The following is a 24,664-nucleotide window of genomic DNA, read 5'->3' on the forward strand; positions in this document are numbered from 1 at the left end:
CACCGTCCCTCAGGTGCAGATTCCTTGCATCAGATGCAGACGGTAGTGCGAACCCGCTGGTCACAACGGGTTGATCCGAGGAACTTTACTTTCTAGGCTCACAACCGCTCCTGCAGGAACATCCCCGCCGATCTTGCATCAGATGCAATTCCGCCCGGTCGCGCGTCCAAATGCAACACCTGCATCTTCCGTCCGGGCAACCTCATGCACCTGGAACCCAGCCGCCGCAACGCCATGGTCGCCGAAGCCCTCGCGAACAACTCGTGGATCATCTGCCACAAGACGCTCCCGTACGGCGGCACCCCCGCAGCCCGCCAGGCCGTCTGCCGCGGCTTCTACGACATCCACGGCCGCGACTCCGCCGGCATCCGCATCGTCCACGCCTTCGGCGGCTTCACCGAAGTCACCCCACCCACCACAGCCTGACCAACCCGGAGAACACATGCCCGACACCAGCCCCCTACCCACCTGGGACGACATGCCCGACGCCGACAAGGGCGCCGCGCTCGTCCACCTGGCCAAGATGGAAACCGAAGGCCGCGCCTACGCCCGCGAGCACTACCCCGCCCGCTACCTCATCGATCCCGCCCTGAAGGCGCTCGACAAGCAAGCCGCCAGCGACCACGCCGAATCCCTCTTCACCAACGGCACCGACGACGCGGTCGACCTCCTCGGAGAGAACGAGGTCGACCGGCTGTACGACCTCGCCCTCGACTGCGAGCGCACCCACCGCTGACACCCCAACGCAGAAAGGGGGGCGGCAACACCCGCCGCCCTCCCCGGCCCGCCACGCACCAAGGAGACCGATGCCTGCCACGAATCCCGACGGCACCTACACCCGAGAGTTTCTCCTCTGGGAGGCCAGGCTCGCCGCCCGCATCACCGGCCGCGACCTCCTTGCCGCCGCCAAGCGCCTTCGCCACGCGCTCGACGTCCCCGACAGCGCGCAGACCGCTTTCGTACTCGGCCTGGCCGACCTCAAGGCCGAGGCCAGCCCCGCCATCGCCGCCCTCCGAGCGGCTCACCACAACGCCTGCGCCGCCTACTTCGGCGCGATGATCGACCTCGCCGACCTGGACCCGAGCGTGGACATCCGGCCCCTGTTGCCCGCTTGACCAAACGGCTACCCCCGGGGGGCGCTCACGCCACTGTGATCACGGCACTCCGCACAGGGCTAACCCGCTCCCCAGCCATCACCTACGCACCGCCGCCAGCACCGCCGACGCCAGACACAACACCGCCGCGCACCCGGCCACACCGACGAACACCAGCGTCATCACCTCATCCGCGTGCACCGCCGCCGCCCACGCCGCACCCAACGCCACCCCCACCACCACAGCGAGCGCGGCCCGCCAGCAACGCCCCAACCACATCAGCCAGCCATCACCCGCTGGCCGCCGCCGACGACGCGCAACCACCCAACCCCCCTCCCCCACACACAAGCACCCATCAACACCACCAAAACGATCACACACCGTCACGCAAATGGCAGCATCGCCGCAGGTCGCACCTCACCCACCGTCATCGCCACTGGCAACAACCTCGACCACTTCAGCAGCTTCGGCAGCCTTCCGCGCCTTCACCGCCGCCACCCGAGCAACAACACCCTCCACAATCCCCGCCTGATGAGCGACCTCCACCGGCCCACCATCAGCACCGGTCAACTCCACCGCCTTCACCTGCCGCCAATCCTCCGGCGCCAACCGCGACGCAATCTCCAACGCCACCTTCCCGTTCGGCGGCGTCACCTGCTCCTCCCGCACCGACGACCCATCCGGCAACGTCCGCTCCACCGTCTTCACCACCACGCCACCCAGCGCATCCTCGAACGCCGCATTGATCAACGACCCAATCGCGCGCGCGCCCGCGCGCGTAAAGCGGTCCCGAAAGTCCCGAAACTCCCCCGGGGCGGCGTCGGGTTCTCCGTCCGCGAGCCAGCGCATGAGGGTGGATTTGCCCACTCCGCACAGGGCTGCCGCCCCGGTGATGCTGTGGCCCTTCTGGCGGGCTTCGCACAGGGCCTCGGCTATTTCGGGGGTGAGCTTGGTGGGGCGGCCTGCCGGCTTGCTGGTGTCTTCGGCCGGGCCGCTGGTCTGTACGTTGTTGCCGGGGTTCGGTGCGGGTTCGCCGGCGGGCGGGTGTTCGGTCATGCGTCTTCGTTGCTCCCTATGCGGCGGATGAAGTCGGCCACGGAATCGTGGTACAGCATCGTGGTGTTGCCGACGCGGCGAGCGGAGAGCCTGCGGCTGTCCAGAAGGGTGCGGATGGTGGTGGCACCCAGCCCGAGGACCTCGCCGGCTTCCTGCATCGTCAGGTCGTGGTTGGGGAGCCGGTTGAGCAGTTCGGCGATGAGGGCCAGGCGGTGGGTGCTGGAATACCAGGTGGCCAGGCCGACGCCAACGCGGTAGATGAGGCCGTTGCCTTCGAGGACGCCGAGCGCGTACGTGGCGCGTCCGACGCTGCCGATGCTTGCGGCGATGTCGGCGGTGAGCAGCCCGCTGGTTCCGGCCCGGTTGAGCATCGTCAGGATCCGCTCGCGCGTGGCGGCCGCGCTGGCGCGGTCTTGAACGGTGCGAGCAGCGAGGGCGGGGACCGGCAGGGTGGTCTGCTCGGCGTTGCCGGACAGGGCCTGCTTGAGGGTGGCTGTGGCGTCGGCCAGGTGAGCGAGTGCGACCGCCTGGGGGCGCGGCAGCGTGATGGTGACCATGTCGTTCGGGGTGGTGGTGGTCATGGTGGGGATCTCCTTGCAAGGGGGTTATCGGGTAAAGGTGAGGGCGGGCAGCAGCGTCGGGTTGCGCCATGTCGCTGTGACGTCCTCGGCGGTGTGGACGGTTACGGACGCCAGGTGGACGTCCTTCCGGTCGGAGGCGGCGGCGAGCCAGCCGTGCCCGTGCTGGGCGAGCATGAGCGCCAGGGCCTGACTAGTGGGCCAGGCGGCGCCGTCGTAGTCGCTGCCGAACACGAACAGCTTCTTGCCGTGGGCGTCCAAGATGGGGGCGAACGGGTCGCCAGCGCCAACCATGACGGCGTTGTCCAGGCGGGCGGAGATGAAGTCGCGCATGGGCGTCGCGAACGCGACCTCGTCCATGAGCAGCCCGTGGGCGTTCAGCGACGGCCCGGCAACCGTGAGGGAGACGCGCCACGTGTGGCCGTGCAGCTCGGCGAGTTCGCCGGGCAGGTACGGCACCTGGTGGGATGCGTTGAATTGGTGGGTGAACACGGTGGTGAACACGTGAGTGGTCTGCTCCCCTCGTACTGGCATGACCGGGCAATGCGGGCGGAGTGTGACACATCTGCGAGTTAACGTCGCTTCGGCTCATTCAGCAGACCTGAGCGGACACCGCTCGGCAGAATGAGGCGCGTTCACCGAGATGTGAAGGAGCTGCGCGTGACCGACAGGGAGTACGCCGACGACACCGAGCGCGAGCACGCGAGCCGTCTGGCCCAGGCACGTCACGCGATCGCTGTCGAGCACCCCCTCAGCGGCCTTCCACCATGGTCGGAACTGGCCGAGCAGGAGCGGCTCGAAGCGGCAGCAACCGCGGCCCTGTACTTGCGGGCAGGCCGGCGCGCTGGGCTGTTCCCGTTCGATGCCGATGAGCCGGTCATGCTGTCGGTGAAGCAGCCGTCAGGGGAGGCGATGAGCCGCGATGACTTCGAGGCGTTCCTACGGAGGATGATGGGTGACCAGCGCGGCGAGCGCCTTCCCGTTCTGGACTACGACGAGACGCACGTGGTGGCCTCGCTGCTGGACGAGCTGGCCGCGCGGTTCGCCGGCGAGCGACTCGGCTGGCTGGCACGCGAGATGGCGGTACAGATGTACGACCGCATCGGGCTCTGAGCGGGGCCGCAGCGAGGGTTGCGCCTGGAGTAGGCTCGACGTGCCTAGCGTGCGCATCTAAATCGCGGCTGATCCCGCACCCGCGGAAATGAATCGCGGCAGTGCTGTGAACCGCCCCGCTCTCGCGCACGTAGGCATGCCTCTCCCCGCCTTTGCGGGGTCGTGACCCGGCCCACGGCAGCCGGGCGATACGTCACGGCCCTGAGGAGAGACATGACCTGCGAGCCTTCCAGCCTGGAGGAACAGCTCCGTACGCTTCCGCCCCTGACCGGCTCGGAAGAGCAGATCGCCCAGGCCACGACCCGCCGAAACGAGTTTCTCCGTACGGTCGGCGACTGGTCGGCCCGCTGGCCGGCCAAGCAGGCCGCCGTCGCGGAGGCGGCGCTCATCCGCAGCATCGCCAGGCACACCTCCGCACGGTGGTGGCTCGACATCCACGACATGCACCCTGGAACGTACGCCGGTCTCAACCGCGCAGTGGCTGAGGCAGTCCGGGAGTTGGCCCAGCAACCGGCTGATCGGCCGATGGTGTTCCTCGACACGGCGCTGTTCGTCTGTCGAACGAAGGTCGTTGGCTGGCGCGAGGCCGTCTACGACGGGCCGTACACTCGTGCCCTCACGGCGGGCCAGCATGTGTGGCTTCACCCGGAGCCGGTGGTTGTCATGCCGGTTCTCGGCTCAGATGTGCGGTGGGCGACCGCGTGGGAGCCCGAGGCGGTGCGCTGGCTGGAGCAGACGATCGGCCTGCCGGCGATCGGCGTCCTCCCGGTAAAAGCTGGCGCCGACAGAGACTCCCGATACGTCAACGGCGTTGTACGCAGCGCGATCGACCACATCACCAACGCTCCCGAGCCGCCTGTCACCTACGCCCGTCTCGCCACGTCAAACTCGCTGACGGCCCGAGCCGCCGACGCGGCGCACCAGCGTCACGAGGACAGGGCGCCGACCCTGCTCGTCGCCGTTGACGGCACCCTCGACGAAGAACATGTCGCCCAGGTCGCTGGGTGGCTGCTCGTGCACGAGGGCGGCGCCCAGTGAAGCAGATGATGGCCTGCCCCGGTCCGGACGTGGATCACTGCGTGTGCTGCGGCCGCCGCTCCCCTGAGCAGAAAGGGGACGAGTGGTGGAGTGCGTCCGGCCAGGTCGTATGCGGCGTGACGTGCTACGACCATGTCGAGTCCGGCGACTCGGAAACTCACCGGCACGAAGAGGTGTGCGAACTCCTGTAGCTGTGAACGATAGATCTTGCGTGGCCAGTCCCCAGCCCTTCGACGGGCTGGTCGCTTTTCCGCGTCCAGGCGGGCTTGTTCGTGGCAGGATGCCGTCATGGTTTGGCAGGAGCACCGCATCGTTCCCGTGCGCTATGTGGGCGGCACCCTCGATGGCGAGGTCAACGGGCTGGACTACGCCGACCACGAGCTGCGGGAGATGGCCGACAGCGGGAAGACCTGGGACTTCACCCCAGGCACTCTTCATAGCGAGGCCGACGACGTCATCGAGCGGTACCAGCCGGAGCATCGCCCCGACGGGTGGGCGTTCGTCCACATCGGCACGTTTGAGCGCCCCATGGAGCAGCGGAACTTCACCGCCGCATTCGTCGGCGGCCCCCGCAACGGCGACCAGGCTGTGTTCCTAGCCACGATCCGCGCCCGCCCAGAGCTCGCCACCTCGCACCATCCCGGCTACCGCCTGATCCACGAGGGCGACGACATCCTCACAGGATGGGAGCTGCGCCCCATCGAAGGCTGAGCCTCCAGCGGGCCGCATGGGCCGCGTTCGCGGCCCATCGCAGGTGGAGGCAACGACGACGGAGCTGTCAGGGGGAATCGCGATCGTGTGCGGGCGCCGGAACGGCGGCCAGGCGGGTGGCGATGGTCTGACACCAGGTGGCGTCGGCCTCGATCGCGATCACCCTGTGGCCGCGTCGTTTGGCCGCTTCGGCGGTGGTGCCGGATCCGGCGAACGGGTCGAGGATCGTCTGCCCGGGCACGGCCTGGATGAGTTCGAGGATGCGGGCCGGCAGCGCGACCGGCTTCTCCGCCGGGTGGCCGTGTGGTTTACGCGTGCCGGTTTTGATCGTCCACACGTCGCCGGCGGACCGATCAGTGATGCGAAACCCTGCCTTGGCCATGATGGCGATGAGCTCGTGGTCGGCGCGAAGGCCGCGCGGGCTGCCGGTGCGGATGGCGTCCTTGTGCCAGACGGCCACTGAGGTGATGTCGAGGCGGGCGTCGTGTGCGGCGCGCTGCACGATCGGTAAGGTGCGCCAGTTGCAGCAGGACCAGAAGCTGCCGTGTTCGGGCAGGATGCGGGCTACATGCCGGTACCAGGTGGTGAACCAGTGTGCCGTGTTCATCGTGTCCGCCCACGAGGACGCTTTCGTCGCCCAGGACGTGCCGGTGGTCTGGTAGGGCGGGTCGGTGACCACGTGGTCGACGTCGCCCGGGCCGAGCTCAGCGAGGATGTCCAGCGCGTCGCCCTGGTACAGCTGCACCAGCTCGTCTTCGTAGTAGGGCGCGGGCAACATCAGCCGTTCTCCGTGTGCTCGGGCGCGAATAGCTGCGCAGGTTCGGCGGGCTCCGGTTCGGCGGCCGCGCCCTCCTCGTGGGCCGGTTCGACGCCCACGCTTCCGCCGGGGGCGAGAGCGGGCCGTGACAGCCGTTCAGCGGCGACGCGGGCGTAGTGGTCGGTGATCTCGATGCCGGTGAAACGGCGGCCTTGCATCTGGGCGGCCACGCCGGTGGAGCCGGAGCCAGCGAACGGGTCGAGGATGGCGCCGCCGGGCGGGGCGACGCGCACGAGCGTGGTCAGCAGCGGGTCGACGGGCTTTTCGGTCTGGTGGAGGCGGTTTGCGCCGACGGGTGCGCGGGCCTCGATCGCGCCCGGCAGGTACACCTCGTAGTCGCGCTGGATGGAGCCGTTCACGGCCCACACGCAGTACTCGGCTTGGTTCCAGAAGCCGCCGCGGATCGGTCGGGATCGGCCGCGGGGCTTGACCCAGTTGACGACTCCGCGCCACGTCCAGCCAGCGGCCTGCACGGCGTCCGACGTCGACGGAAGTTGCCTCCAGTCGGTGAAGACGAGGAGGGAGCCGCCGGGCTTGGTCAGCCGCAGCGCTTCGCTCATCCACAGCGTGGACCAGAACGTCCAACTGCGCTGGTCGCGCTGGTCGCCGGGAAAGTCGGGGTTTTCGTGGGCGATGTCGCCGACGCTGCCGGACACGTATTTGGTGCGGGTGGAGCGTTTGCGTTCGGCGACGGAGACGCCGCCGGAGGAGTAGGGCGGGTCGGCGACGACGGCGTCGATGCTGTCGGTCGGCAGGGCGGGCAGAACGGTCAGGATGTCGCCCTTGTACAGGGTGGCGGTGTCGCTGGACCAGTACGGTTCAACAGCGGTGGGCGCCGGGGCCGTGAACGGGGTGGCGGTGCTGGGTGCGGGCTCGGTCATCGGCTGCTCCCGGCCAGACGGGCGAGCGGGCCGAGGAGCACGGCCAGGACGAACACGCTGGTCAGTGCCCAGCACAGAAACGCGAGCGGGGCGCTGCTGGTGGTCAGCGCTGACCAGATCAGGGCGATGATGGCGAGCAGGCGGACCATCTGGTCAATGACGAGCGCGCAGCCAGTGAGGGGCGAGCTGTTCATGCGGTCACCGGCGCGGCGTTGGTGGCGTGGGCTCGCCGTCGCGCGCGTGTGGAAGCTGTGGCGGTGCCCGGCGGCTTTGGGTTCGGGGTGTTCACGCCGGGAGAGGTATCAGCCAGGTCGGCTTAGGTCGCGTCGACGTCAGGGCTGGCCATCAGCGGCGCAGTTCTTCAGCAGTTAGTCGGCGTACACCGGGGCGGTGCCGGATTCTTCCTCGCGCCGCCGTGCGGCCTCCGCTGGGTCTTTGAAGGGCCGGCCGCCCTTGCCGTTGTCCTTATGGGACGGCTTGTCCTGGCAGACGACGCACCCGCAGGGCAGCGTGGTGTTCTCGCCGGTGGCGTCCGGGTCCGGGTTGATCACCCGGCCTTGACACGGGGTGTGTTTACCGGTGGCGCACGCCATCGACCATTGCCGTACCTCGTCTTCTGTACAGCCAGGAGGGACGACGAGTGTGACGTTGAGCGCGACCATAACACTATGGTCGCACACCGCATTCGGCGCGATGCTGTGCGTACATGTGTTCGAAAGTGAGCTGGTGGCCCCTGCATGACGAAGCCCCGCATCGGAGAACGGATGCGGGGCTCGCCGGGAGGCGGAACGCGGATCAGGCGGCGCCCAGCCATTGCTGGAGGCGCTGGACGATGCGCTCGGCCGCCTGGTCGTAGGCGAACAGGTGCTTCACGGTTTCCTGCCGGTCGTTGCGCCCGTCGGCCGCGGCGGCCTTATCGCCGTGCTCGTCCCATTCGGCCACCATGTCGGCGAACTCCTTCCGCAGCTGATCGTCCTGGCCGCGGGCGCGCCGGATGAGAGTGGCCAGGGCGCCACTGTCGGGGCTGTGACGTGACAGCCGGAACACCGACGCCTTCTCGTTGGCGTTCATGGGCACAGCGTCGAGGGCCGACACCAGGTCCGCGGCATAGGCGGGGACGACCGCGTCGAGGGCGGCCAGAACGCAGTCGGCGTACTCGTAGTCGTCCGCGCCAGCCTCGTGGATGGCAGGGTCCGCGAGGCCGGCCGCCGCTGCGGCAGTGTCGGCCTGGACGGTGCCGGACCGCGCGAACGGATCGAGGGTGCACGTGCATCCCGACAGGTGGATGACGGCGATCTCGCCGCGGGCGTCGGGGGTTTCGGCGTCTTGCAGGAGCCAACGATAGGACTGGACCATGGCGTGTCCTTCCTGGATGGGCGGAGGTGCCGGGGATCGCTCCCCCGTTATTTCTTGTAAAATAGTGCAAGAGCGTTACTTTGTCGAGGAATTGGTCGTCGTTCTCTGGCAGGCGCAGGCCACCTTTCCCCTACGCCGGCGGCCGCAGTCCTCAGAAGCCTCCCGGTTGTTCCGGCCAGGGTTGCGCTGACGTTCGGGGATCGCCTTGTCGAGCTGGGCAATGCTTGTGACCGCTCTTGCAGGCGGCTCCCCTGTTGCCTCAGAGGAGCCGCCTGGATCTGGTCCGGTTTGCAGACCAAGCGGCAGCAAGGAGAGGGGCCGAGCCAGTGAAACAGAGCGCATCCCGAGGCGCCGACAAGATCGCGCCCTTCCCTCAACGTCCGGGATGGTGAAGACGCGGCCGTCGAAACCCTAGTGCGGCCGTTCAGGCAGCCGGGGTACGCGCACGCGCTGGGATCGCCGCGGCAAGCCACCCGGTCGGATCTGCGGTGAACGATGGCGCGGCCTCGATCTCCCACCTGGAGCGCGTCACCTGTTTCGTCGTCTCCCGCTGAGTGCGCTGGTCGGTGTAGGTGATGTCCGCCGGCTCGGCGCGGCGGACGCACACGCGGCCCCTCTTGACTCCGGCTGGGTAGTCGTTCCAGTTGATGCCGTGCTGCGACCACAGCATCTCCTGCATGTCGCCCGTTCTCTTGCCGTGGAGCTGCTGGTGGGAGAACTTCGCCTGCGCGGCCATGGTGATCGAATTGCGGACGCAGTCACGCTGCCTCCATTGGAAGTACGCTGCGACCTCTTCGACGTCCGGGATGGTGAAGACGCGGCCGTCGAAGGTCGCGATGGCGTCGTCGTAGTCGAGGCCGTACTGCTCGTTGAACGCCACGGCCGCGATCGACGCGGCCACGGAGGCGATCTTCTGCACCACTCCGCCGAACCACGGCTGCGTCCGCGGGGTGGCGAAATCGGTGATCAGCACGGAGCACTCGTCCGACTGGGTGTACGCGAGCACGGCGCCGGCCATCTGCTTGCATAGCGTCTGCCCCACGGCGTCCATGGCGGCGACCACGGCGTCGTCGAAGGGGCGGTCGGCATGCCTGAGGAACGTGTGAAAGGCGCGGCCGTCAACGCGGACGATCGTGTACGTCCGTCTCGGCAGCATCGTGCGGGTGACCTGCTCGTAGGCTTTCATGCGGTCGCCTAGGGCGGTGGTGTCACTCACAGGGGTGCTCTCCAAAAAAAGGGGGTCGATCTGGGGCGTGGGCAGAGACAGAGCTCGGCGGCGCAGGCCGTCTCAGTCGTGGCAGACTTCGCGGCAGTCGCCATGTTCGGGAAGGTCGCGGCCGAGCACGGCCACGCCGGCCATGCGGGCATCCGCGGCGTCGCAGGCCGCGAGCATCGCCATCGCGATCCGGCGGACAGCGGCCGCGCGGTAGGCGTCGAAGTCGCTGCTGCCGTACATGTGCGGGGTCGTCACATACACCGAGTCCGGCATGCCTTCGTCGTGGATAAGGCGCACCGTCCACCCGGGCACTGGATGCCAGACGGGACCCGGCAGGCGATGCCCCGCAGCGTGATCCGGCGACGGCTTGCTGGCAGTGTCGATGTGGGCAACGAGGCCGCTGACCTGGCGGCGTAGTTCGGCCACCAACTCCAGCGGCGACGCGGGCCCACCGCCCGGCAGGTCAGGCACGGGCGGCCGCTCGGGCGGGTTCCGGCTCAGCTGCCGTGTCTACGTCCGCTGGCGACAGCGCCTTCGCGGCTGACAGGAGACGGCTCACGGCGGCGGCCGCCTCCTGCTCGGCTGCCACGGCCGCCTCGAGGTTCTGCCACGCCTGGCGAAGTTCCGGGTCGTCGCTCGGCATGTGCTCGGCGGAGATGCCGTCGAGCACCAGAAGGCGCGCTCCCCAGCCGGCGGAGGCGTCGGCGAGCTGCTGGCGTGTCTTGAACCCGGACATGTGTGTTTCCTCCCGAATGTGGGACGTGTATGGCGTTCGCGCCCGCTGGCGAGGGGCGGGCGCGAAGTCGGGTCAGAAGGCGGCGTGAGCGGCGGTGCGATCCTGCTTGCGGGCGAGCCGGTCACTTTCGGCCCGGATGCGGATGGTCTTGTCGTAGTCCTGGAAGCGCGCCTTGCTGATGACGGCGCGATCGGGGGTCCGGATCACGACCCCCTCGCTGAATCCGGAAATGCCGGACGCGGCCAGGCGGGTGGTTCGGTACGGCTCCAGGAAGGCGCGCATGCCGTCCACGCTGCCGGGCAGGTCGGCGCCGTCGATCTCTGCCAGGCGCGGGGTGAGTTCCACGCCGACGCGGGCCGCCATCGCCTGCAGGTCATCCTCGGGCAGGAACGGCTGGCCGCCCTTCTTCCGCCAGCGCGACAGCTGTTCCCGGTCGAGCTCCAGCATGCCCATGTCGATAACGGAGACGTCGAACAGGCGAACGAATGGGGTGGTGCCGTCGCCGTAGTTCTGCCACGCGTTCATGTCCTTGCTGCCGAACACTTCCACGTACAGCGTGACGATCACACCGGGCTGCGGTTCGATCCGGGCCGCCAGGTCCTTGACGGCCTTGACGGCGCCGAAGTCGCGGCTGGGCACCCGGTCGCCGCGTGCGGTCAGCCACTCTTCCCGCAGGCCGATGAGCCAGTCGTCGTCGGGCAGGCGGGTCATGCGGACGTTGACGCCGTCGGCCTTCTCACTGAGGAGGGCAGGCCCGTCGTAGACGGTAGGTGTCTCGGTGAGCTGACCGGATCGGCTGCTGCGATCCATCACGTGGTGGGTGGGGATGCTCGGGTACTTGGTGAGGGTGTTCAGCTTGTCCTGGTTGGCTTCGTCGAGGGGGAAAGGCAAGGACGCATCCTTCGCTGCTGGTACGTACGGGAACTGGGCGGAGGCCCGGCCCGCCGCGCGGGGCGGCGGGCCGGGCGGAGGTTACGGCTTGACCGTGGGCAGGGTGAGCGCGTTGTTCTGCGGGACTGGGTACACCGGGACCCGGCCCTTCTCGACGGCCTTGCTCAGCAGGTCGTTCTGCTTCTCTGCCAGGTCGGCCTGACGCCAGGCGACGGCGCCGTCCTTGCCGAGCAGGTCAACGAGCCGCTGAATGGCCTTCGCCTCGGTGTCGACCTTGGCGTTGATCTCCTCCTGGGCGGCCTTCTCCAGCTTGGCGGCCTCTTTGCTGGCCATCGCGTCGGCGAAGCGCTGCGGCGGGATGGGCTTCTGCAGCGTGAGCACGACCTGGCCGCACTCGCCCGCCCCCGCAAAGTTCGGGTTGCAGAAGTAGTTGCCGCCGGCCTTCGTCATGAACTGGGAGAACAGGATGCCGACGCGTTCTTCGTACTTCTCCTTGGTGGTGGGGTCGTTGTAGAGCGGCTCGCCGTCGAACTCCTGGGCGGCGGCATCCATGGCGCGCCGCAGCGGCTCCTTGAAGTAGACGCTCAGCGTCGTCCGCCAGCCGCTGTAGTCGGGCGCGTCGGAGTTCGCGGGGGTGTCGGTGCCGTACAGGTACGCCTTCTTGCTGCGGCCGATCTTGTCGTGAAACTGCGTCAGCGTCTTGCACTCGGTGTTGAGGGCGAAGGTGGCGAAGCCGCTGATAGTGAGCGGGACGTGGTTCTTCGAGACGACCTGGATCGGGCTGGACTCGGCGTCCTTCTCACCGGTGAAGCTGAAGGTGCGCTGGCCGGCCGGGTACGTCCAGGTGTTGTCCGTCGGGTCCACGGATTTGCGTGAGGACACCGCGGCGCAGCCCTTGGACTTGGTGGCTGAGCCCATGCCGCCGTTGTAGACGACGGCGACCTCGTCGGGTTCGGTGTTGACGCTGGCACAGGCGGTCGCGGTGACTGCGAGGGCGGCGAGGGCGAGGATCGGGAGGGGCTTGCGGTTCAACGGCTGTCCTTGATCTGGGAGTCGTAGTAGGTGCGGATCCGCTCCTCGATGAGGGCGGCGGTGTTGTCGAGGCCGAGCGCAGCCAGCGCGATCTTGTAGACCTCGTCGAGCGTGCTCTGGGCGTGCTTGAGGGTGCGGCGGGTGTCGCTGGCGTTGCGGGCGCGGTTGGTGATCCACACGATCGCGACGGCGGCGACGGCGGCGATGGCGATCGCGATCAGGGCGACGAGCAGTTGCGCCCTCATCGGGTTCGCCTGGGGTGGCGCGCCGTACGGGCCCATGGGTCGGGCATGAGGGTCCTTTCATGAGGGGAGGGAAGGGCAGGCGGGAGCGCGGGGCTCCCGCCTGCGGGGCGTTACAGCTCGGTGAATCCGTCGAGGACGACGGCGACGGCGTCGGCGATCTCACCCGACAGGCGGTCGACGGCGGCGGTGTCGGCCTTCCGCTTGGAGCGGTCGGCGCGCTGCTGGGCTTCGGCGCGCTGCTGGAGAAGGTCGCGGATGTCGCCGAACGGGTCGTGGTCGCTCTGGGTTAGTGCTGCGGCCCAGTCGGGAGATGCGGCGAGCAGGGTCGCGGCGCGGCGCGGCGGGCGCGGGGGCCAATCGTCAGCTAGCAGATCGTAGGAGAACATGACGACCTCTCCGCTGTAGCCCTTCTCCGTCAGCGGCGTCAGGTGCTTGGTCCAGTTGGCGCGGTGCACCTTCCGCTCGACGTGGTGGCCGCGCTGGGCGGCGAGCCTGCCTTGCGTTTGGCCTGTGAGCTGCAGCTTGGCTTCAACGGCGGCGTCCTGCCAGGAGGCGTAGCCGCCAGCGGTGATGCAGCCTGTGAAGATCCAGCGGCGGATGCCGCCGATGCTGAGGGCGCGGAAGGTCACCGTTTCGCCGTCGATGGTCTCGGTGCGGCTGCTGCCGTGCTTGATCAGCTTCTGGGCCAGTGGCGTGGCCTTCAGCCACGGCTGCGCATTGCCGCCCAGCGCGATCATGTCGTCGGGCGAGGCGGGGAGCCAGTCGGATTGCGGCCACTCGGGCAGGTCGAGCAACTCATCGAGGACGTGCGCGGCGAGGCTGACGGCGTGGTCGCGCAGCCAGCCGAAAGCTGCCCAGGCGTCGTCCGTCGGCAGGTCGTCGATGGGGACGGCGTCGCCGTGGCGGTTGAGCCACACGTTGGCTTGGCCGAGCAGCGACAGGAAGTTCATGGGAGGGAGGGGACCTTTCAGGCGTGCGGAAGTGAGGTGCGGGGGGAAGGGTGGCCGCGCCGCCGACGGCGGCGCGACTGAAAGGCGGCGCTAGTGGAAAGGCCACAGCACGATGCAGGGCTTGCTGCCGCTCTTGGGCTGAGCCTTGCCGTGCACCTCGTTGTCGGTGGCGTACTTGCTTTCGACGAAGTGGGCGAACACCTCAACCGCGATCAGCGGATGGAAGCTGTTGCCTTCTCTGTCGCTGGAGAGGACGACGAGGGCGTCGGGGGGCTGACTGGTGGCGATGCGCCGCAGATCACCCCACGTCATCCTTACGGGCGTGCCGTCGGAGTCCCTCAGTTCGAACGTTTTGGACGCGTCGCCCTTGAAGGTCGTGCGCTTCTTCAGCTTCACCGCGAGCGGCGTGGTGGTGATCCACTCCCCGTACGCCTTGCGGATGCGGGTGCGGTCCTTCGGCGAGCGCGGCCACCACTCGCCGACTCCGTCGGGGACGGGGGTACGGATTGTGAGGGAGGCGAATTCGCGGGCGGCGCGCTGGGCGTTCCATGTCATCCACTGGAGGGCTGAGGCTGCCTCCGAAGGGTGCAGGTCGGAGATCTTCGTGGGCGCGGTGTTCGACCCGAACGGGTAGGCCCATGCGTCTGCCTGCAGCCAGCTGATCCAGTCGGTTGTGATGGTGCTCAAGAGGGGGACTCCTTGGGAAGGGCGAAAGGGAAGGCGTTGCGGGAAGGGGCGGGGATCAGCCCGCCCGTTCGACACGTGGGGGCGGGGCTACATGAGCGCGGCCCTGCGTCGTCCCATGAGCCACTCGTGGCGGTCGCGGGTTTCCTCGCAGTCGCGGACGATGGCGACCACGGCGGCGATCGCCTTCGGCGGGAGCATGACGTCGAAGGTGGCGACGGGGACGCTGCCGCGTTCGTAGGCGACGTCGCTCTCGTCGTGCAGGCGCATCGTGGCGTTGCCGTCGTCTTCGTTGACGGCGATCTCGATGTGCCGCATCTGGTACGTGACCACGTGCAGCGACGAAAGATCGCCGCGTGCGCGGATGTCGCGGACGCCGTCGTCGAAGCCGAGGCTTTTCAGCTCGACCGCGAGGTAGCCGTGAAACGGCAGGCGCTCGAAGACCACGAGGATCCCTTTCGATGGCGGGGAGGGGGCGAATGTCGAATCAGGGATCGCATCCCCCGTTCAACGAGACTGACAGTACAGGAGAGTTATTTCTCATGTCCATTCGGCGGTAGCGCAGGCGGATCAGCGAGCGACCGCTCCAGTTCAACCAGCTGTTCGCCGTCGGGACCTTCGTGTTCGACCAGCAGCGCCAGCGTCGCGAGTTGGTCGCGCCGGATGAATGCGCCACCTTGCCCTGACCGCATCGCCGCCGGAAGCGGAGCCAGCACGGTAGCGAACGTAGCCAGCCGCGCCTTGAGCCGCTTGACCTCACGCTCCTGACGGCTCCGTCCGACGCGTACACCGATCAGGTACGTCAGCGTGGCCACGGCCCCGACGACCGGCATGACCGCGACGGCCCACTGGACCAGCGCGACGGCGGTGTCCGTGCCCGGCAGGTCCGCCATCACAGCCGCTCCCAGTGCTTGGTCAGGTAGTGGCGTCGCCAGGCGGCGAGCGCGGCCGGCTGCCGGCTTCGTCGCAACACGCACGACAGCATGCAGCGCCACCGGGCGGAGCGAGGCGGCGGCGCAGCGAGGGCGATGGTCGTGACCATGCCCGGACATGTAGCCGAAACATCGGCTTACGTCGCATTACCCAGGTCAGAGCATTGCGGCTGCCGTTCGTCTGGTCCGGTGGCCGGCCCGTCGCGCCCCTGAGTGAGCAGCCGCGACGTAAACCGGCCGGCTACGTACTGTGCACGCCGGGTCCCCAACCCGACACGCCGAGTCCCTTCGCGGGGCGGGCGTGACAAGTGGCTGGGAGGACCCCTGTGGGCGCCGAGAACGTCTTTACCGCGCAGGTGGCCAGGCTGTGGCTGGCGCCGGTGGGCACCGTCGCTCCGGACGGCCCGACGGTGGCGATGCCCACCGGCTGGTACAACATCGGAATGTTTACGCCGGATTCGTTGAATTGGTCAACGGATCCGCAGTTTGAGGAGACCCGAGCCCACCAGAGCAACTTTCCGGTGAAGCGCTGGCAGACCGAAGACAACGCCACACTCGAAGTTGATCTTTTGGAGTGGACGCTGCAGTCGTTTCAGGCGGTCTACGGCGGCGGAGCGGTGGAGAAGGTCACGCCGAGCGGCGGCGGCACCGCCTATTACAAGTTCACCCCACCCGCCATTGGCCAGCGCGTCGAGGTCGCTGCCTGTCTGGAACTTGGTGACGGCCCTCTGCGCCGGATGCGGCGCATGATCCCGCGCGCGGAGCAGGCCGAAGGCGTGGAGCAGACCTTTGAAAAGACGAGCTCCTCCACGCTGCCGCTGCGGCTCAGCGTGCTGGGCTCGGATGTCGGTGCCCCGTACTACGACGTCATCTCGGAGTCGTGGGCAGCGTTCAACCCGACGCCCACGGCTCCGTAACCCCGGGGCCGCAGCACGACATCGCGGGCGTGAACGCTGATGGTTCACGCCCGCGGCGCCTTGTCACGGCCCCTGGCGTGGGCTCCAAGCGGTGAAGCGACGTAAGCCCAGCCGATCTCTACCTTCCAGCGGCACATGCCACCTTCCCGCCTGCACATGAGGAGCTCACGGGGATGCTCGACCTGGATGCCGCCCGAGCCGAACGCACCGCCGCCGGCGACCCCTTCCCGCTGCGATTCCGCGGCCAGATCATCTGCACACTGCCGCCGGAACTGCCGCTGGACGCGCTGGAGCCGCTGACGGAGATTGACGTGGACATCGCGCTCATCTTCCGCACCGCGATCGACGCGTTCAAAGGCCAGGACGCCGACGCGGCCACCGTGTCCGTCCTGGATACCGTCATCGACCTGCTGGTGATGAACAAGCGCCTGCCCGACGAGGTCCTGGAGGCCGTCAAGAAGATCGGCCGCCGCCTCATGGGCGACGAAGGATACGAAGCATTTCTGGCGGCGCGCCCGTCGTTGCCGGACGTGATCGCCTTCGGCAAGGGCCTGATGAGCATCTATGGGCTCCGCCTGGGGGAATCCCCGAAGTCCTCCGCCATCTCCAGCGGTGGGACGACATCGACAGCGACTTCGCCCACCACTACCCCAGCGTTGACCTCCGCGGACTCTGGCGAGCTCCCGCCCAGCCTGGTTTCCTCGGAGTCCGCCGCTTCCTAGCTCTCGTCAACCGGTTGCCGCACGACGCGCTCGTCCACCAAACGCCCGATCAGCGGGCCGACCCGTGGGACCGCAAGGACGAGCTGCTCGCCCAGCTGGGCGAGGAGATCGGCGTCCTGGCTGCGGATCACCGCAGGAAGAAGCCGCGCACGTTCCGCCGGCCGGACTGGGTGAAGAAAGCCTCCCGCGCCGGATCGAGCCAGGCCGGCATGGATCGGGCTTTCGCCGTCATGGCGGCAAGCGCGCAAACGATCACCTGAGCCTTGGGAGCGAGCCCTCACCGGTGTATTCAAACCTGCAGGCTTGAATACACCGGTCTCACGGACAACCGGTCGTGCGTTCGTCAGCCTGGACGACGGTGTGCCTTTCGGCGCTGATGATCACCGTTGTGTCACTGCCGCGTCGTTGTCGCCGTGGTTGACGGCATTTAAGTCTGCAGGCTTAAATGCCCTGGCTGGGCGCCTGTACAAAGTAGATCCGTTCGGCGTTGCTGCCGGGGGCGGCTCCAGCGGGACGCATCGTCCCGACGCAACGTGGCCCTGCGGGACGTAAGGCCCCGAATAGGTCACTCTCACCTGCGGATTTCCTCCGGGGGGCGAGGGTGCAATGGCCGATGCAGGCGATGTCGAGGGGATCGACGGCGGCGTCATCAGCATGGGCGTCGTCGCGGACACCTCGACGCTCAAGCCGAAGAAGCTCCAGCAGGAGATCGATACCCGGCTGAAGGCGGTCCAGGCGAACGTCCTGGCGAAGCTGGACACCAAGCGGCTGCTGGCCGATATCGAAGCGGCCGAGGACCTGACGTCGCGCATCGATGACATCCGGCTGCGGGCCACGCTGGATACCGAAAGAGTGCGCTCCGATCTGGAGCGGACGCTGCGTGAGTCCTCCGGCCGCGAGATCCGACTCGGCGTCACGCCGGACGTGGACGCCAGCCGCATGCGGGCGGAGGTGGAAGCGGCCGCGCGTGACGCGAAGGCGCGGGTGACGGTCGAGGTTGAGGCGCGTCTGGAGCAGGCGCACGCCCAGATCGCCGCGCTGCGCAAGCAGATCGACGACCTGCGGCAGAACACCCGGCGTAACCCGATCACCATCCCGGTGCGGGATAGCAGCGAAGCTCGTGCCGCTCTGTCGATCATCACCAGCCTCGCCGGGGTGGCGGCCAAGGGCGCCGGGCTTGGCCTGCTCGCAGCGGCCGCAGCGGCCGCGGGCGGCGGCCTGCTCGCTTTGGCCGCCAGCGCCGGGCAGGCCATCGGCCTGATCGGAGTTTTTCCGGGGATCGCCGCGGCGGCCGGGCAAGGGCTGGGCGCGTTGATGTTGGGCTTCTCCGGAATCGGCGAGGCGGTCACCGCGCTTGGCGCTAAGCAGGCCGCTGGCGGGCAGACGGCCAGCGCGTACGCGGCGGCCCAGGAAGCAGCGGCCGAGCGAATCAAGAACGCGCGCCGCGCCGTCCGCGATGCCGCCGAGGCAGAGGCCGCCAGCCAGGACCGGATCAAGCAGGCGCAGGACCGCGTCAGCGAGGCACGCCAGCGGGTCGCTGCGATCGCCGAGGAGTCAGCCGAGCGACTTCGGGACGCGGCACGCTCGGTGGAGCTGGCCGAGCGGCGGGTGGCGGAGGCGCATCGAGAGAGCCAGCGGGCCGTGGAAGCGCTGACCGAAGCACGCCGCGCTGCCCAGGAGCGACTTGAAGATCTTGCTCTGGCGACAAAGGGTGCGGCGCTGGACGAAGAAGGCGCGGAGATCGCCATCAAGCGGGCCAAGGAGCGGCTCGAGAAGGTCCTCGCGGACGGCGACAGCTCTGACCTGGACAAACAAGAAGCTGATCTTGCGTACAGGCAGGCGATTCAGCGGCTGGAGGAGGTACGCGAACGCAATGCGGACCTCGCCGAAGAGAAGGCCGAGGCAGATGCGAAGGGCGTCGAAGGCAGCGACGAGGTCCAGGCAGCCCTTGAAAGGATCAAGGACACCCAGCGAGCCGCCGCTGACGCCGAGTACGCCCTGGGGGAAGCACGCGAGCAGGCCGCGCGAGCGGCCGTCGACGCGGCCAAGGCGGAACAAGCCGCACGAGAATCGGTTAGAGAGGCAGAAAAGGATGTAATTCAGGCGCGACGTGAGGCGCGTAACGCAGCCGAACGGCTCACCGACGCCCAAGCCGAGTTGATCAAGGCACAGAAAGCGGCCAGGGACTCAACCAAGCAGCAGGGCGCGACTACGTCGGCCGCGGCCACCGCCATGGGCAAGCTGACCAAGGAGGGCCGCGATTTCGCCCTGTTCGTGGTCAACCAGCTGAAGCCCGCCGGCGAGGGGATCCGCGACGCAGTGCAGCGGAACATGCTGCCCGGCATTCAGGCAGGTCTGAAGGCGGCCCTTGGCCTGGCGGAGACCGTCGAGAAAGGCATGGCCAAGACCGGTGCCGCCATCGGCCGAGTCTTCCGCGAGGACTTCGCCGCCCTGGTGTCGGACCCGCAGACCAAGCTGGACATCGCCGCCATCATGGACGGCAACGCCAAGGCGACCGGCTCGTTCGGACGGGCCGCCGTGTCCGGCTTCGGCGGACTCCTCAAGATCGTCCGGGTGAGCACGCCGTACGTGGTCCGGTTCGCGGACGGCGTCGACAAGTTGGCCGAACGGTTCGAGAAGTGGACGAAACGCGTCAGCGCGGGCGGCAAGGACAGTGAGCTGGCCGGCTACTTCGACGCCGCGTGGGAAGCGGCCTCGCGACTGTGGCGGATCGTCAAGGGCGTCGGCGGTGGCCTGCTCGGCATCATCAAGCTCGCGGCCCCCTCGGGAGGGACGCTGCTGGAGGACCTGGCGGTCGCGGCCGAGCAGTTCCAGACCTGGATCAACAAGCCGGAGACGCAGGCCAGATTCGCCGAGTTCTTCGCGAATCTGGTGCCGCTGCTGCGGCAGGCCGGGACGCTGCTGGTCAGCGTCGTCAAGTTCGTCGGCGCCCTCGTTGAGAAGATCGTCAACAGCGGCACTCTGAACTGGTTCGTCGGGGTTCTGCAGGCGATCGTCACCAAGCTCACCGAGTGGGCCGACACGCCCGTGATCGGCGAGATCCTCAAGTGGACCCTGCTGATCGGCGGCCTCGCCCTGGCCGTCGCGACGCTCGTCGGCAAGCTGTCCTTCCTGCAGAAGGGCTTGGGGTTTCTGCTGAAGCCGCTGCTGGCGACGGGCAAGGCGATCGTGAAGCTGACCGGCGCGTCGAAGTCGTTCGGCGGCGGCAGCTCGAACAGCGATGACGGCGACGATGGCGACGGCAAGAGGCGGACACGCGGCGGCTCGTCCCGGCAGGGCGGGGGCTCCGATCACGGCGGCGGCTGCGGGTGCGGGTGCGATGGCGGCTCAGACAAGACGTCGAAGAAGACGACGAAGAAGACCAAGAGCACGAGGGGCGGCACCGGCGGCGACGTCGACGTCGATGTGCCTGACCGCGACGGCCGGACCAGCAGCGTCGGCAAGCACCGCAAAACGAGCACCAAGAGCAGCACGGGCAAAAAGGTGGCCCAGGGCGTCGGCAAGGTCGCCGACAGCAGCGGCGTCATCGGGAAGGTCGCCAGCGCCGCCAAAACTGGCGTGACCGCTCTCGGCCAGTACACCGTGGCGTTGGCCAAGGCCGGCAGCGGCGCGCTGATGACGGGCGTGTCGAAGGCGTCCACTGTGCTGTCCACGGTGGGAGGCGCCGCCGTGCAGGGTGCTGTGAAGCTCGGCAGCCTGGCGGTGTCGTACGGCAGGGTGGCGCTCCAGGCGGGGCTGGCGCAGGGCAAGCAGCTCCTGATGGCCGCCGCGACCGGCGTGATCAAGGTCGCCACCGTGGCGTGGACGGCCGTGCAGTGGCTGCTCAACGTGGCCCTGAACGCCAACCCGATCGGCTTGATCGTCCTCGCCATCGCCGCTCTCGTCGCCGGCGTGATCTGGGCGTACAACAACGTGGATTGGTTTCGTAACGCCGTCGACACGGCGTGGAAGGCGATATCCACGGCCATCCAATGGGCGTGGAACAACGTGATCAAACCGGCGTGGGACGCCATTTGGGGCTTCCTGAAGAACACCCTCGGCCCCGTCTTCACCTGGCTGTGGAACACAGTGATCAAGCCCGCGTGGGACAACATCACCAAGGCCGTGCAGACCGCCTGGATCACCTACATCCAGCCAGCCCTGCAGGCGTTGCGGAACTTCATCGTCAACGATCTCGGCCCGAAGTTCATGTGGTTCCACAACACGATCGTGAAGCCGGCCATGGACGCGATCGGCTCGGCCATCTCCTTCGCGTGGAACAAGGTCATCAAGCCGGCCCTGTCGTTCCTGTGGGACTTCATCACGAAGACCCTCCCGGACGGTTTCACCAGGGGCATCGCCGCTGTGAAGAAGATCTGGGACGGCCTGCAGGAGATCGCGAAGGCGCCGGTCCGCTTCGTGATCAACACGGTCTACAACGAAGGAATCGTGCCCATGTGGAACTGGCTCGCCGAGAAGGTGGGCCTCGGGGCGCTGCCGAAGATTCGCTTGGGGTTCGCGCGCGGCGGCATCGTGCCGGGCGGCTCCTACGGCGTCCTGCCCGGGTATGCCCCTGGCCGGGACAGCATGCTCGCGGCGGTTTCGCCAGGCGAAGCGTGGCTGCGTCCAGAGGCGACCCGCTGGCTCGGCGCCGACTGGGTGAGTTGGGTGAACGAAGCCGCCCGCCGCGGCCAGCTGCCCCGCTTCGCGAACGGCGGCCAGGTCGGCAAGGGCGAAGGTGACAGCTGGACTGACTGGCTGAAGAAGGGCGCCGCCGCGGTCGCCCACAAGGTGCTGGACCCGCTCAAGACAACTGCTGCGAAGGCGATCGGCAACGGCAACGGGTTCAACCGGCTCATCGGCCGGATCCCGGCCACGGTGATCGACAGCATCATCTCCTGGCTGGGGCTCAACCGCGCCGCTCCCCCAGCGGATCAGAAGAAGGCCAGCGGCGGCTTGGTGGCGGGCGGCACCATCGCTGCGGTGTCCCCGGGCGAAGCGTGGCTGCGCCCTGAGGCCGCCTCCTGGCTGGGTGAAGGCTGGATCAACGGCGTGAACTCCGCCGCCCGGCGTGGCTCTTTGGCCCGGTTCGCCGCGGGCGGCGTCGTCGACGGTACCCGGGTCGGGACGTCCAGCGGCGCTGGCTCCTTGTACGCGTCAGCGCGGCGGGCAGCCCGGCCGCAGCCCGCCCGCGAGGGCGCCGTCGCGCAGAAGCCTCCGATCACCATCAACGTCTACCCTCAGCGCGGTCAGTCGGAGCAGGAGATCGCCACCATCGCCGCCCGCAAGGTCGGCTCCTACATTAGGTGACCGTCTGACGCGACGATTCTGGCTGCGCGCTTGGACGTTAGGCGTCTGACCGGCCACGATGCCGCGCTGACAAGGGCTGGTGCAACGCGGGGAGCGTTCGTGAGCGATGGCAGCAACCTGGCGGAGCAGATCGCAGAGGTGCGGCGCCTGCTCGAGGTCGGGTTCACCGAGACGAAGGGGCAGCTGGCGCTGCTGCTGCTGCGTACGGAAACCGGCGAGCAGCGGCATGCCGAGCTGGCCGATTCGGTGGCGATGCAGTTCCGGGAGATGCGCGCCGAGCTCGACAAGCACGCCGAGCGCATCGCCGACGGGGAGAAGGAGCGAGCGGCGGCGGCCGCGCTGGTGGAGTGGTCGAAGCGTAAGGCGGTGTGGATCTCGATGGGGATCAGCATCGCCTTGGCCGTCCTCGGGTGGGGGCTGCAGTATCTCGGCCGCAGCTGACCATGCCGGGGCGGCGCGACGTTAGGCCGGTTTTACGTCACGGTGCGTGCCGTCGCGACATCCGATGTGGGAGGGGATCGCAATGATGCACCGTAGTCCAATGGACCCGCAGGCGTGGCTGCGCATGGGCCGGTCGCTGGTTCAGAACGTCGTGGCGGCCGCAGTTGTGGCCGGTGGCCCCGCGCTGGCCGCGGCTGGCGACGGAGCCGACCTGAAGACGCTGGGAATGTCTGGTGGCACGGCCGCGCTGGCCGCTGTCCTGGCCTACCTGCACAACTTGGTCCGCCCGGCTGGTGGGGGCCGTGTGGGCGACGTGGCGCTGCGCGCCAATCGCAGTCTCTGGCAGAACCTTCTGTCGGCCGCGATCGTGGCCGCTGGGGTAGCGGTGGCGGCTGCCGGTTCGGCCGATCTGCAGACGCTGGGGCTGCTGGCGCTTCAGACTGGCGCGGCCGCGGTGCTGTCGGGCCTGTACAACGCCGTGCGTCCGCTCACGCCGAGCGGTAACGACGGCGGCGATTCCGCTGGCGGCTGATCGTCGCATATAGTGGTCACCGTTCCTTTTCGTGTCCCTGACTTTCCTGGATGGGCCGGGCGAAGGACACCGTGCGCGGACGCTTGAGGTAGGGATCGCAAACAGCCTCTCGAGGCTGCCCCCGATGATCCGACGGCGGTCCGCGCACATCCCTTTCACGACGAAGACCCCGCTGGAAGCGACGTCCAGCGGGGTCTTTGCTTTGTGCCGATGTTCAGTCGTGCGGGAGTCCGGCGGGGCGCAGGACTTTCTGCGCGGCCTTCCACCCGCCGAACACGTGTCCAGGGTGGCTGTAGATCGTGATCGAGCGGAGGAAGTCGGCCAGGGCGGCGGAATTCTCGCGCAGGTGATCATGCATGGAGGTGTCTGCCAGCTGCGCGATCAGGTCGGCGGTCGGCGTGCTGCCTATGTGGGTGAGGGCTCGGGCGATGACGTCAAGGCGCTTCTTGCGGGGCGGCGGCACCGTCGAGGTGAGGACGTCGGGCGCGATGGTGTCGTTCACAGCGCGTTCCTTTCAGCAGGCGGAACCGCTACCCCGTATGCCGAATAATTAGTACAGCGGCATTATTTGAGCAAATGTGTGGATTACAGGCCCGCCGAGACGGGCTGGTCCACCCGGACGACTTCATGAGGGTCGGCATGACGGCGCGCCCATGCGTCCAGCTCGTGTGCGCCCGTCCGCGGGTCCTCTGGAGACCAGCGAGGCCGCATGCGCTGCCATACCGCCGCCGGGCTGTCGGCCAGGTTGCTCAGGTCGAGGTCGCCGAACTCGCCGGCGGCGCTTTCGGCGTCGTGGCCGGTGCCCAGCCCATCAGCGACCGCATCCCAGGTGGCACCGCGCAGACGCGCCAGAGTGATGGAGTGTTCAACCGCCCGCCTGGCCAGCCGCACCAGGTGCATGCTCTCCCTGACGAAGTCCTCGTCACTGCGGCGACTGTCGCCGGTGGTCTCGATCAACGGCAGGAGCTCGTCGCCGAGTCTGGCCAGCGCGGCCGCGTAACCCAGGCGAGCCACCTGCGCGGCGGTCAGTTCGCCGCCGGCATCGCCGGCGTGCGCAGGAGTGGAGTGGAGTTCGAACCAGTCGTGGTCGTCTGGCTGATGATGCATGAAGCCTGGTCTCCTTGTGGCGTCTGGGGGGAAGTGGCGCCAGCAGAGTCGGGGTAATGCCATTGGGTTGCGGACGGCGTTGATATGGATGCCGGTTAGTAGCTGATCCACAGCGTAGAGCTGTTGCCGGTGGTTTGGTAAGCCCACTTGAGACGAAAGCCGCACATGCCCTGCACATCTCCTTCACTTTCGGCCGCTGCGTCCGAACTCCGGCGGTTGACCGTGTACGCAACACCAAGCTACGGTTCTCAAACTAACCATCTTGCACCTTTTGAGATGCAAATCCGGGAAATCTTTAGGCTCTG

The 24,664-nt window shown here is 68.1% G+C and carries 34 protein-coding genes; 12 read left to right on the forward strand and 22 right to left on the reverse strand.

The genetic code is table 11. From position 1 onward, the window contains the following. Positions 1–204 precede the first annotated feature (204 nt). From AB0F17_RS34335 to AB0F17_RS34345, 3 genes are all read left to right on the forward strand, one after another. Complete coding sequence (locus AB0F17_RS34335) at positions 205–426, forward strand: hypothetical protein (RefSeq protein WP_358031444.1); 222 nt, start codon at positions 205–207, stop codon at positions 424–426. Between the two features lie 16 nt (positions 427–442). Beyond that, positions 443–736: a hypothetical protein gene (locus tag AB0F17_RS34340; protein WP_358031446.1), complete on the forward strand. Its 294-nt coding sequence runs from the start codon at positions 443–445 to the stop codon at positions 734–736. A gap of 70 nt (positions 737–806) precedes the next feature. Further along, entirely contained in the window at positions 807–1,115 is a 309-nt protein-coding gene (locus AB0F17_RS34345; RefSeq protein WP_358031448.1) for a hypothetical protein, read from the forward strand. Between the two features lie 78 nt (positions 1,116–1,193). On the opposite strand, the gene AB0F17_RS34350 is transcribed toward AB0F17_RS34345, so the two are convergent. The 4 genes from AB0F17_RS34350 to AB0F17_RS34365 all read right to left on the reverse strand — a co-directional run bounded on the left by AB0F17_RS34350 (position 1,194) and on the right by AB0F17_RS34365 (position 3,232). Next, positions 1,194–1,373: a hypothetical protein gene (locus tag AB0F17_RS34350; RefSeq protein ID WP_358031450.1), complete on the reverse strand. Its 180-nt coding sequence runs from the start codon at positions 1,371–1,373 to the stop codon at positions 1,194–1,196. Between the two features lie 138 nt (positions 1,374–1,511). Then, the gene (locus tag AB0F17_RS34355; RefSeq protein ID WP_358031452.1) at positions 1,512–2,150 is read right to left on the reverse strand and encodes a hypothetical protein; all 639 of its coding nucleotides are present in this window, start codon (positions 2,148–2,150) and stop codon (positions 1,512–1,514) included. After that, positions 2,147–2,731, reverse strand: coding sequence for a hypothetical protein (locus tag AB0F17_RS34360; protein ID WP_358031454.1), 585 nt, complete (start codon positions 2,729–2,731; stop codon positions 2,147–2,149). Before AB0F17_RS34360 ends, AB0F17_RS34355 begins: the two co-directional genes overlap by 4 nt. A gap of 24 nt (positions 2,732–2,755) precedes the next feature. After that, positions 2,756–3,232 carry a 6-carboxytetrahydropterin synthase gene (locus AB0F17_RS34365; protein ID WP_358031455.1) on the reverse strand — a complete coding sequence of 159 codons (477 nt, stop codon included), beginning with the start codon at positions 3,230–3,232 and terminating at the stop codon, positions 2,756–2,758. A gap of 156 nt (positions 3,233–3,388) precedes the next feature. Here AB0F17_RS34365 and AB0F17_RS34370 point away from each other — a divergent pair, with 156 nt between their 5' ends. From AB0F17_RS34370 to AB0F17_RS34380, 3 genes are all read left to right on the forward strand, one after another. Then, positions 3,389–3,841, forward strand: a complete 453-nt coding sequence (locus AB0F17_RS34370; RefSeq protein WP_358031456.1) for a hypothetical protein — start codon at positions 3,389–3,391, stop codon at positions 3,839–3,841. A 213-nt stretch (positions 3,842–4,054) separates the two neighbouring features. After that, the gene (locus AB0F17_RS34375) at positions 4,055–4,879 is read left to right on the forward strand and encodes a hypothetical protein (RefSeq protein ID WP_358031458.1); all 825 of its coding nucleotides are present in this window, start codon (positions 4,055–4,057) and stop codon (positions 4,877–4,879) included. Positions 4,880–5,167: 288 nt separating this feature from the next. Then, positions 5,168–5,590, forward strand: a complete 423-nt coding sequence (locus tag AB0F17_RS34380) for a hypothetical protein (RefSeq protein ID WP_358031459.1) — start codon at positions 5,168–5,170, stop codon at positions 5,588–5,590. A gap of 67 nt (positions 5,591–5,657) precedes the next feature. Here AB0F17_RS34380 and AB0F17_RS34385 read toward each other — a convergent pair whose 3' ends face one another. From AB0F17_RS34385 to AB0F17_RS34460, 16 genes are all read right to left on the reverse strand, one after another. After that, entirely contained in the window at positions 5,658–6,368 is a 711-nt protein-coding gene (locus tag AB0F17_RS34385) for a DNA methyltransferase (protein WP_358031460.1), read from the reverse strand. After that, entirely contained in the window at positions 6,368–7,288 is a 921-nt protein-coding gene (locus tag AB0F17_RS34390; protein WP_358031462.1) for a site-specific DNA-methyltransferase, read from the reverse strand. The genes AB0F17_RS34385 and AB0F17_RS34390 overlap by 1 nt, the downstream gene beginning before the upstream one ends. Beyond that, entirely contained in the window at positions 7,285–7,482 is a 198-nt protein-coding gene (locus AB0F17_RS34395) for a hypothetical protein (RefSeq protein ID WP_358031464.1), read from the reverse strand. The genes AB0F17_RS34390 and AB0F17_RS34395 overlap by 4 nt, the downstream gene beginning before the upstream one ends. A 174-nt stretch (positions 7,483–7,656) precedes the next feature. After that, positions 7,657–7,950 (reverse strand): hypothetical protein, encoded by a 294-nt coding sequence (locus tag AB0F17_RS34400; RefSeq protein ID WP_358031466.1) that lies wholly within the window; start codon positions 7,948–7,950, stop codon positions 7,657–7,659. A gap of 133 nt (positions 7,951–8,083) precedes the next feature. Next, positions 8,084–8,644, reverse strand: coding sequence for a hypothetical protein (locus AB0F17_RS34405; RefSeq protein ID WP_358031468.1), 561 nt, complete (start codon positions 8,642–8,644; stop codon positions 8,084–8,086). 424 nt (positions 8,645–9,068) lie between these two features. Then, the gene (locus AB0F17_RS34410; RefSeq protein WP_358031470.1) at positions 9,069–9,860 is read right to left on the reverse strand and encodes a tRNA(His) guanylyltransferase Thg1 family protein; all 792 of its coding nucleotides are present in this window, start codon (positions 9,858–9,860) and stop codon (positions 9,069–9,071) included. 72 nt (positions 9,861–9,932) lie between these two features. Next, positions 9,933–10,331, reverse strand: a complete 399-nt coding sequence (locus tag AB0F17_RS34415) for a hypothetical protein (protein ID WP_358031471.1) — start codon at positions 10,329–10,331, stop codon at positions 9,933–9,935. Next, positions 10,324–10,596 (reverse strand): hypothetical protein, encoded by a 273-nt coding sequence (locus AB0F17_RS34420; RefSeq protein ID WP_358031473.1) that lies wholly within the window; start codon positions 10,594–10,596, stop codon positions 10,324–10,326. The genes AB0F17_RS34415 and AB0F17_RS34420 overlap by 8 nt, the downstream gene beginning before the upstream one ends. 72 nt (positions 10,597–10,668) lie before the next feature. After that, on the reverse strand, positions 10,669–11,487 hold the full coding sequence (locus tag AB0F17_RS34425) for an RNA ligase family protein (RefSeq protein WP_358031474.1): 819 nt from the start codon (positions 11,485–11,487) through the stop codon (positions 10,669–10,671). Between the two features lie 81 nt (positions 11,488–11,568). After that, complete coding sequence (locus AB0F17_RS34430) at positions 11,569–12,519, reverse strand: SPFH domain-containing protein (protein WP_358031476.1); 951 nt, start codon at positions 12,517–12,519, stop codon at positions 11,569–11,571. Beyond that, positions 12,516–12,764, reverse strand: a complete 249-nt coding sequence (locus AB0F17_RS34435) for a hypothetical protein (protein WP_358031477.1) — start codon at positions 12,762–12,764, stop codon at positions 12,516–12,518. Before AB0F17_RS34435 ends, AB0F17_RS34430 begins: the two co-directional genes overlap by 4 nt. A gap of 110 nt (positions 12,765–12,874) precedes the next feature. Beyond that, a complete protein-coding gene (locus tag AB0F17_RS34440; RefSeq protein WP_358031478.1) occupies positions 12,875–13,714 on the reverse strand; it encodes a hypothetical protein in 840 nt (279 codons plus the stop codon). Positions 13,715–13,804: 90 nt separating this feature from the next. Then, positions 13,805–14,401 (reverse strand): hypothetical protein, encoded by a 597-nt coding sequence (locus tag AB0F17_RS34445; protein ID WP_358031480.1) that lies wholly within the window; start codon positions 14,399–14,401, stop codon positions 13,805–13,807. Between the two features lie 87 nt (positions 14,402–14,488). After that, positions 14,489–14,845: a hypothetical protein gene (locus AB0F17_RS34450; protein ID WP_358031481.1), complete on the reverse strand. Its 357-nt coding sequence runs from the start codon at positions 14,843–14,845 to the stop codon at positions 14,489–14,491. A gap of 86 nt (positions 14,846–14,931) precedes the next feature. Next, positions 14,932–15,291 (reverse strand): hypothetical protein, encoded by a 360-nt coding sequence (locus AB0F17_RS34455; protein WP_358031483.1) that lies wholly within the window; start codon positions 15,289–15,291, stop codon positions 14,932–14,934. Then, positions 15,291–15,440 carry a hypothetical protein gene (locus tag AB0F17_RS34460; protein WP_358031485.1) on the reverse strand — a complete coding sequence of 50 codons (150 nt, stop codon included), beginning with the start codon at positions 15,438–15,440 and terminating at the stop codon, positions 15,291–15,293. Before AB0F17_RS34460 ends, AB0F17_RS34455 begins: the two co-directional genes overlap by 1 nt. 216 nt (positions 15,441–15,656) lie before the next feature. On the opposite strand from AB0F17_RS34460, the gene AB0F17_RS34465 reads away from it, so the two are divergent. From AB0F17_RS34465 to AB0F17_RS34490, 6 genes are all read left to right on the forward strand, one after another. Continuing rightward, complete coding sequence (locus AB0F17_RS34465) at positions 15,657–16,247, forward strand: hypothetical protein (protein ID WP_358031487.1); 591 nt, start codon at positions 15,657–15,659, stop codon at positions 16,245–16,247. 173 nt (positions 16,248–16,420) lie between these two features. Further along, positions 16,421–16,969, forward strand: a complete 549-nt coding sequence (locus tag AB0F17_RS34470) for a hypothetical protein (protein WP_358031488.1) — start codon at positions 16,421–16,423, stop codon at positions 16,967–16,969. Between the two features lie 14 nt (positions 16,970–16,983). Beyond that, positions 16,984–17,229: a hypothetical protein gene (locus tag AB0F17_RS34475; protein WP_358031490.1), complete on the forward strand. Its 246-nt coding sequence runs from the start codon at positions 16,984–16,986 to the stop codon at positions 17,227–17,229. Between the two features lie 346 nt (positions 17,230–17,575). Further along, the gene (locus tag AB0F17_RS34480) at positions 17,576–22,279 is read left to right on the forward strand and encodes a hypothetical protein (RefSeq protein WP_358031492.1); all 4,704 of its coding nucleotides are present in this window, start codon (positions 17,576–17,578) and stop codon (positions 22,277–22,279) included. Positions 22,280–22,378: 99 nt separating this feature from the next. Further along, on the forward strand, positions 22,379–22,720 hold the full coding sequence (locus AB0F17_RS34485; RefSeq protein WP_358031494.1) for a hypothetical protein: 342 nt from the start codon (positions 22,379–22,381) through the stop codon (positions 22,718–22,720). Between the two features lie 100 nt (positions 22,721–22,820). After that, positions 22,821–23,252 carry a hypothetical protein gene (locus tag AB0F17_RS34490; RefSeq protein ID WP_358031495.1) on the forward strand — a complete coding sequence of 144 codons (432 nt, stop codon included), beginning with the start codon at positions 22,821–22,823 and terminating at the stop codon, positions 23,250–23,252. A 214-nt stretch (positions 23,253–23,466) separates the two neighbouring features. Here the strand turns inward: AB0F17_RS34490 and AB0F17_RS34495 are convergent, their stop codons facing one another. Further along, the gene (locus AB0F17_RS34495; protein WP_358031497.1) at positions 23,467–23,754 is read right to left on the reverse strand and encodes a hypothetical protein; all 288 of its coding nucleotides are present in this window, start codon (positions 23,752–23,754) and stop codon (positions 23,467–23,469) included. Between the two features lie 83 nt (positions 23,755–23,837). After that, the gene (locus AB0F17_RS34500; RefSeq protein WP_358031498.1) at positions 23,838–24,359 is read right to left on the reverse strand and encodes a hypothetical protein; all 522 of its coding nucleotides are present in this window, start codon (positions 24,357–24,359) and stop codon (positions 23,838–23,840) included. Positions 24,360–24,664 lie beyond the last annotated feature (305 nt).

The sequence above is a fragment of the Nonomuraea sp. NPDC026600 genome (assembly GCF_040638335.1).
Taxonomy (GTDB): Bacteria; Actinomycetota; Actinomycetes; order Streptosporangiales; family Streptosporangiaceae; genus Nonomuraea.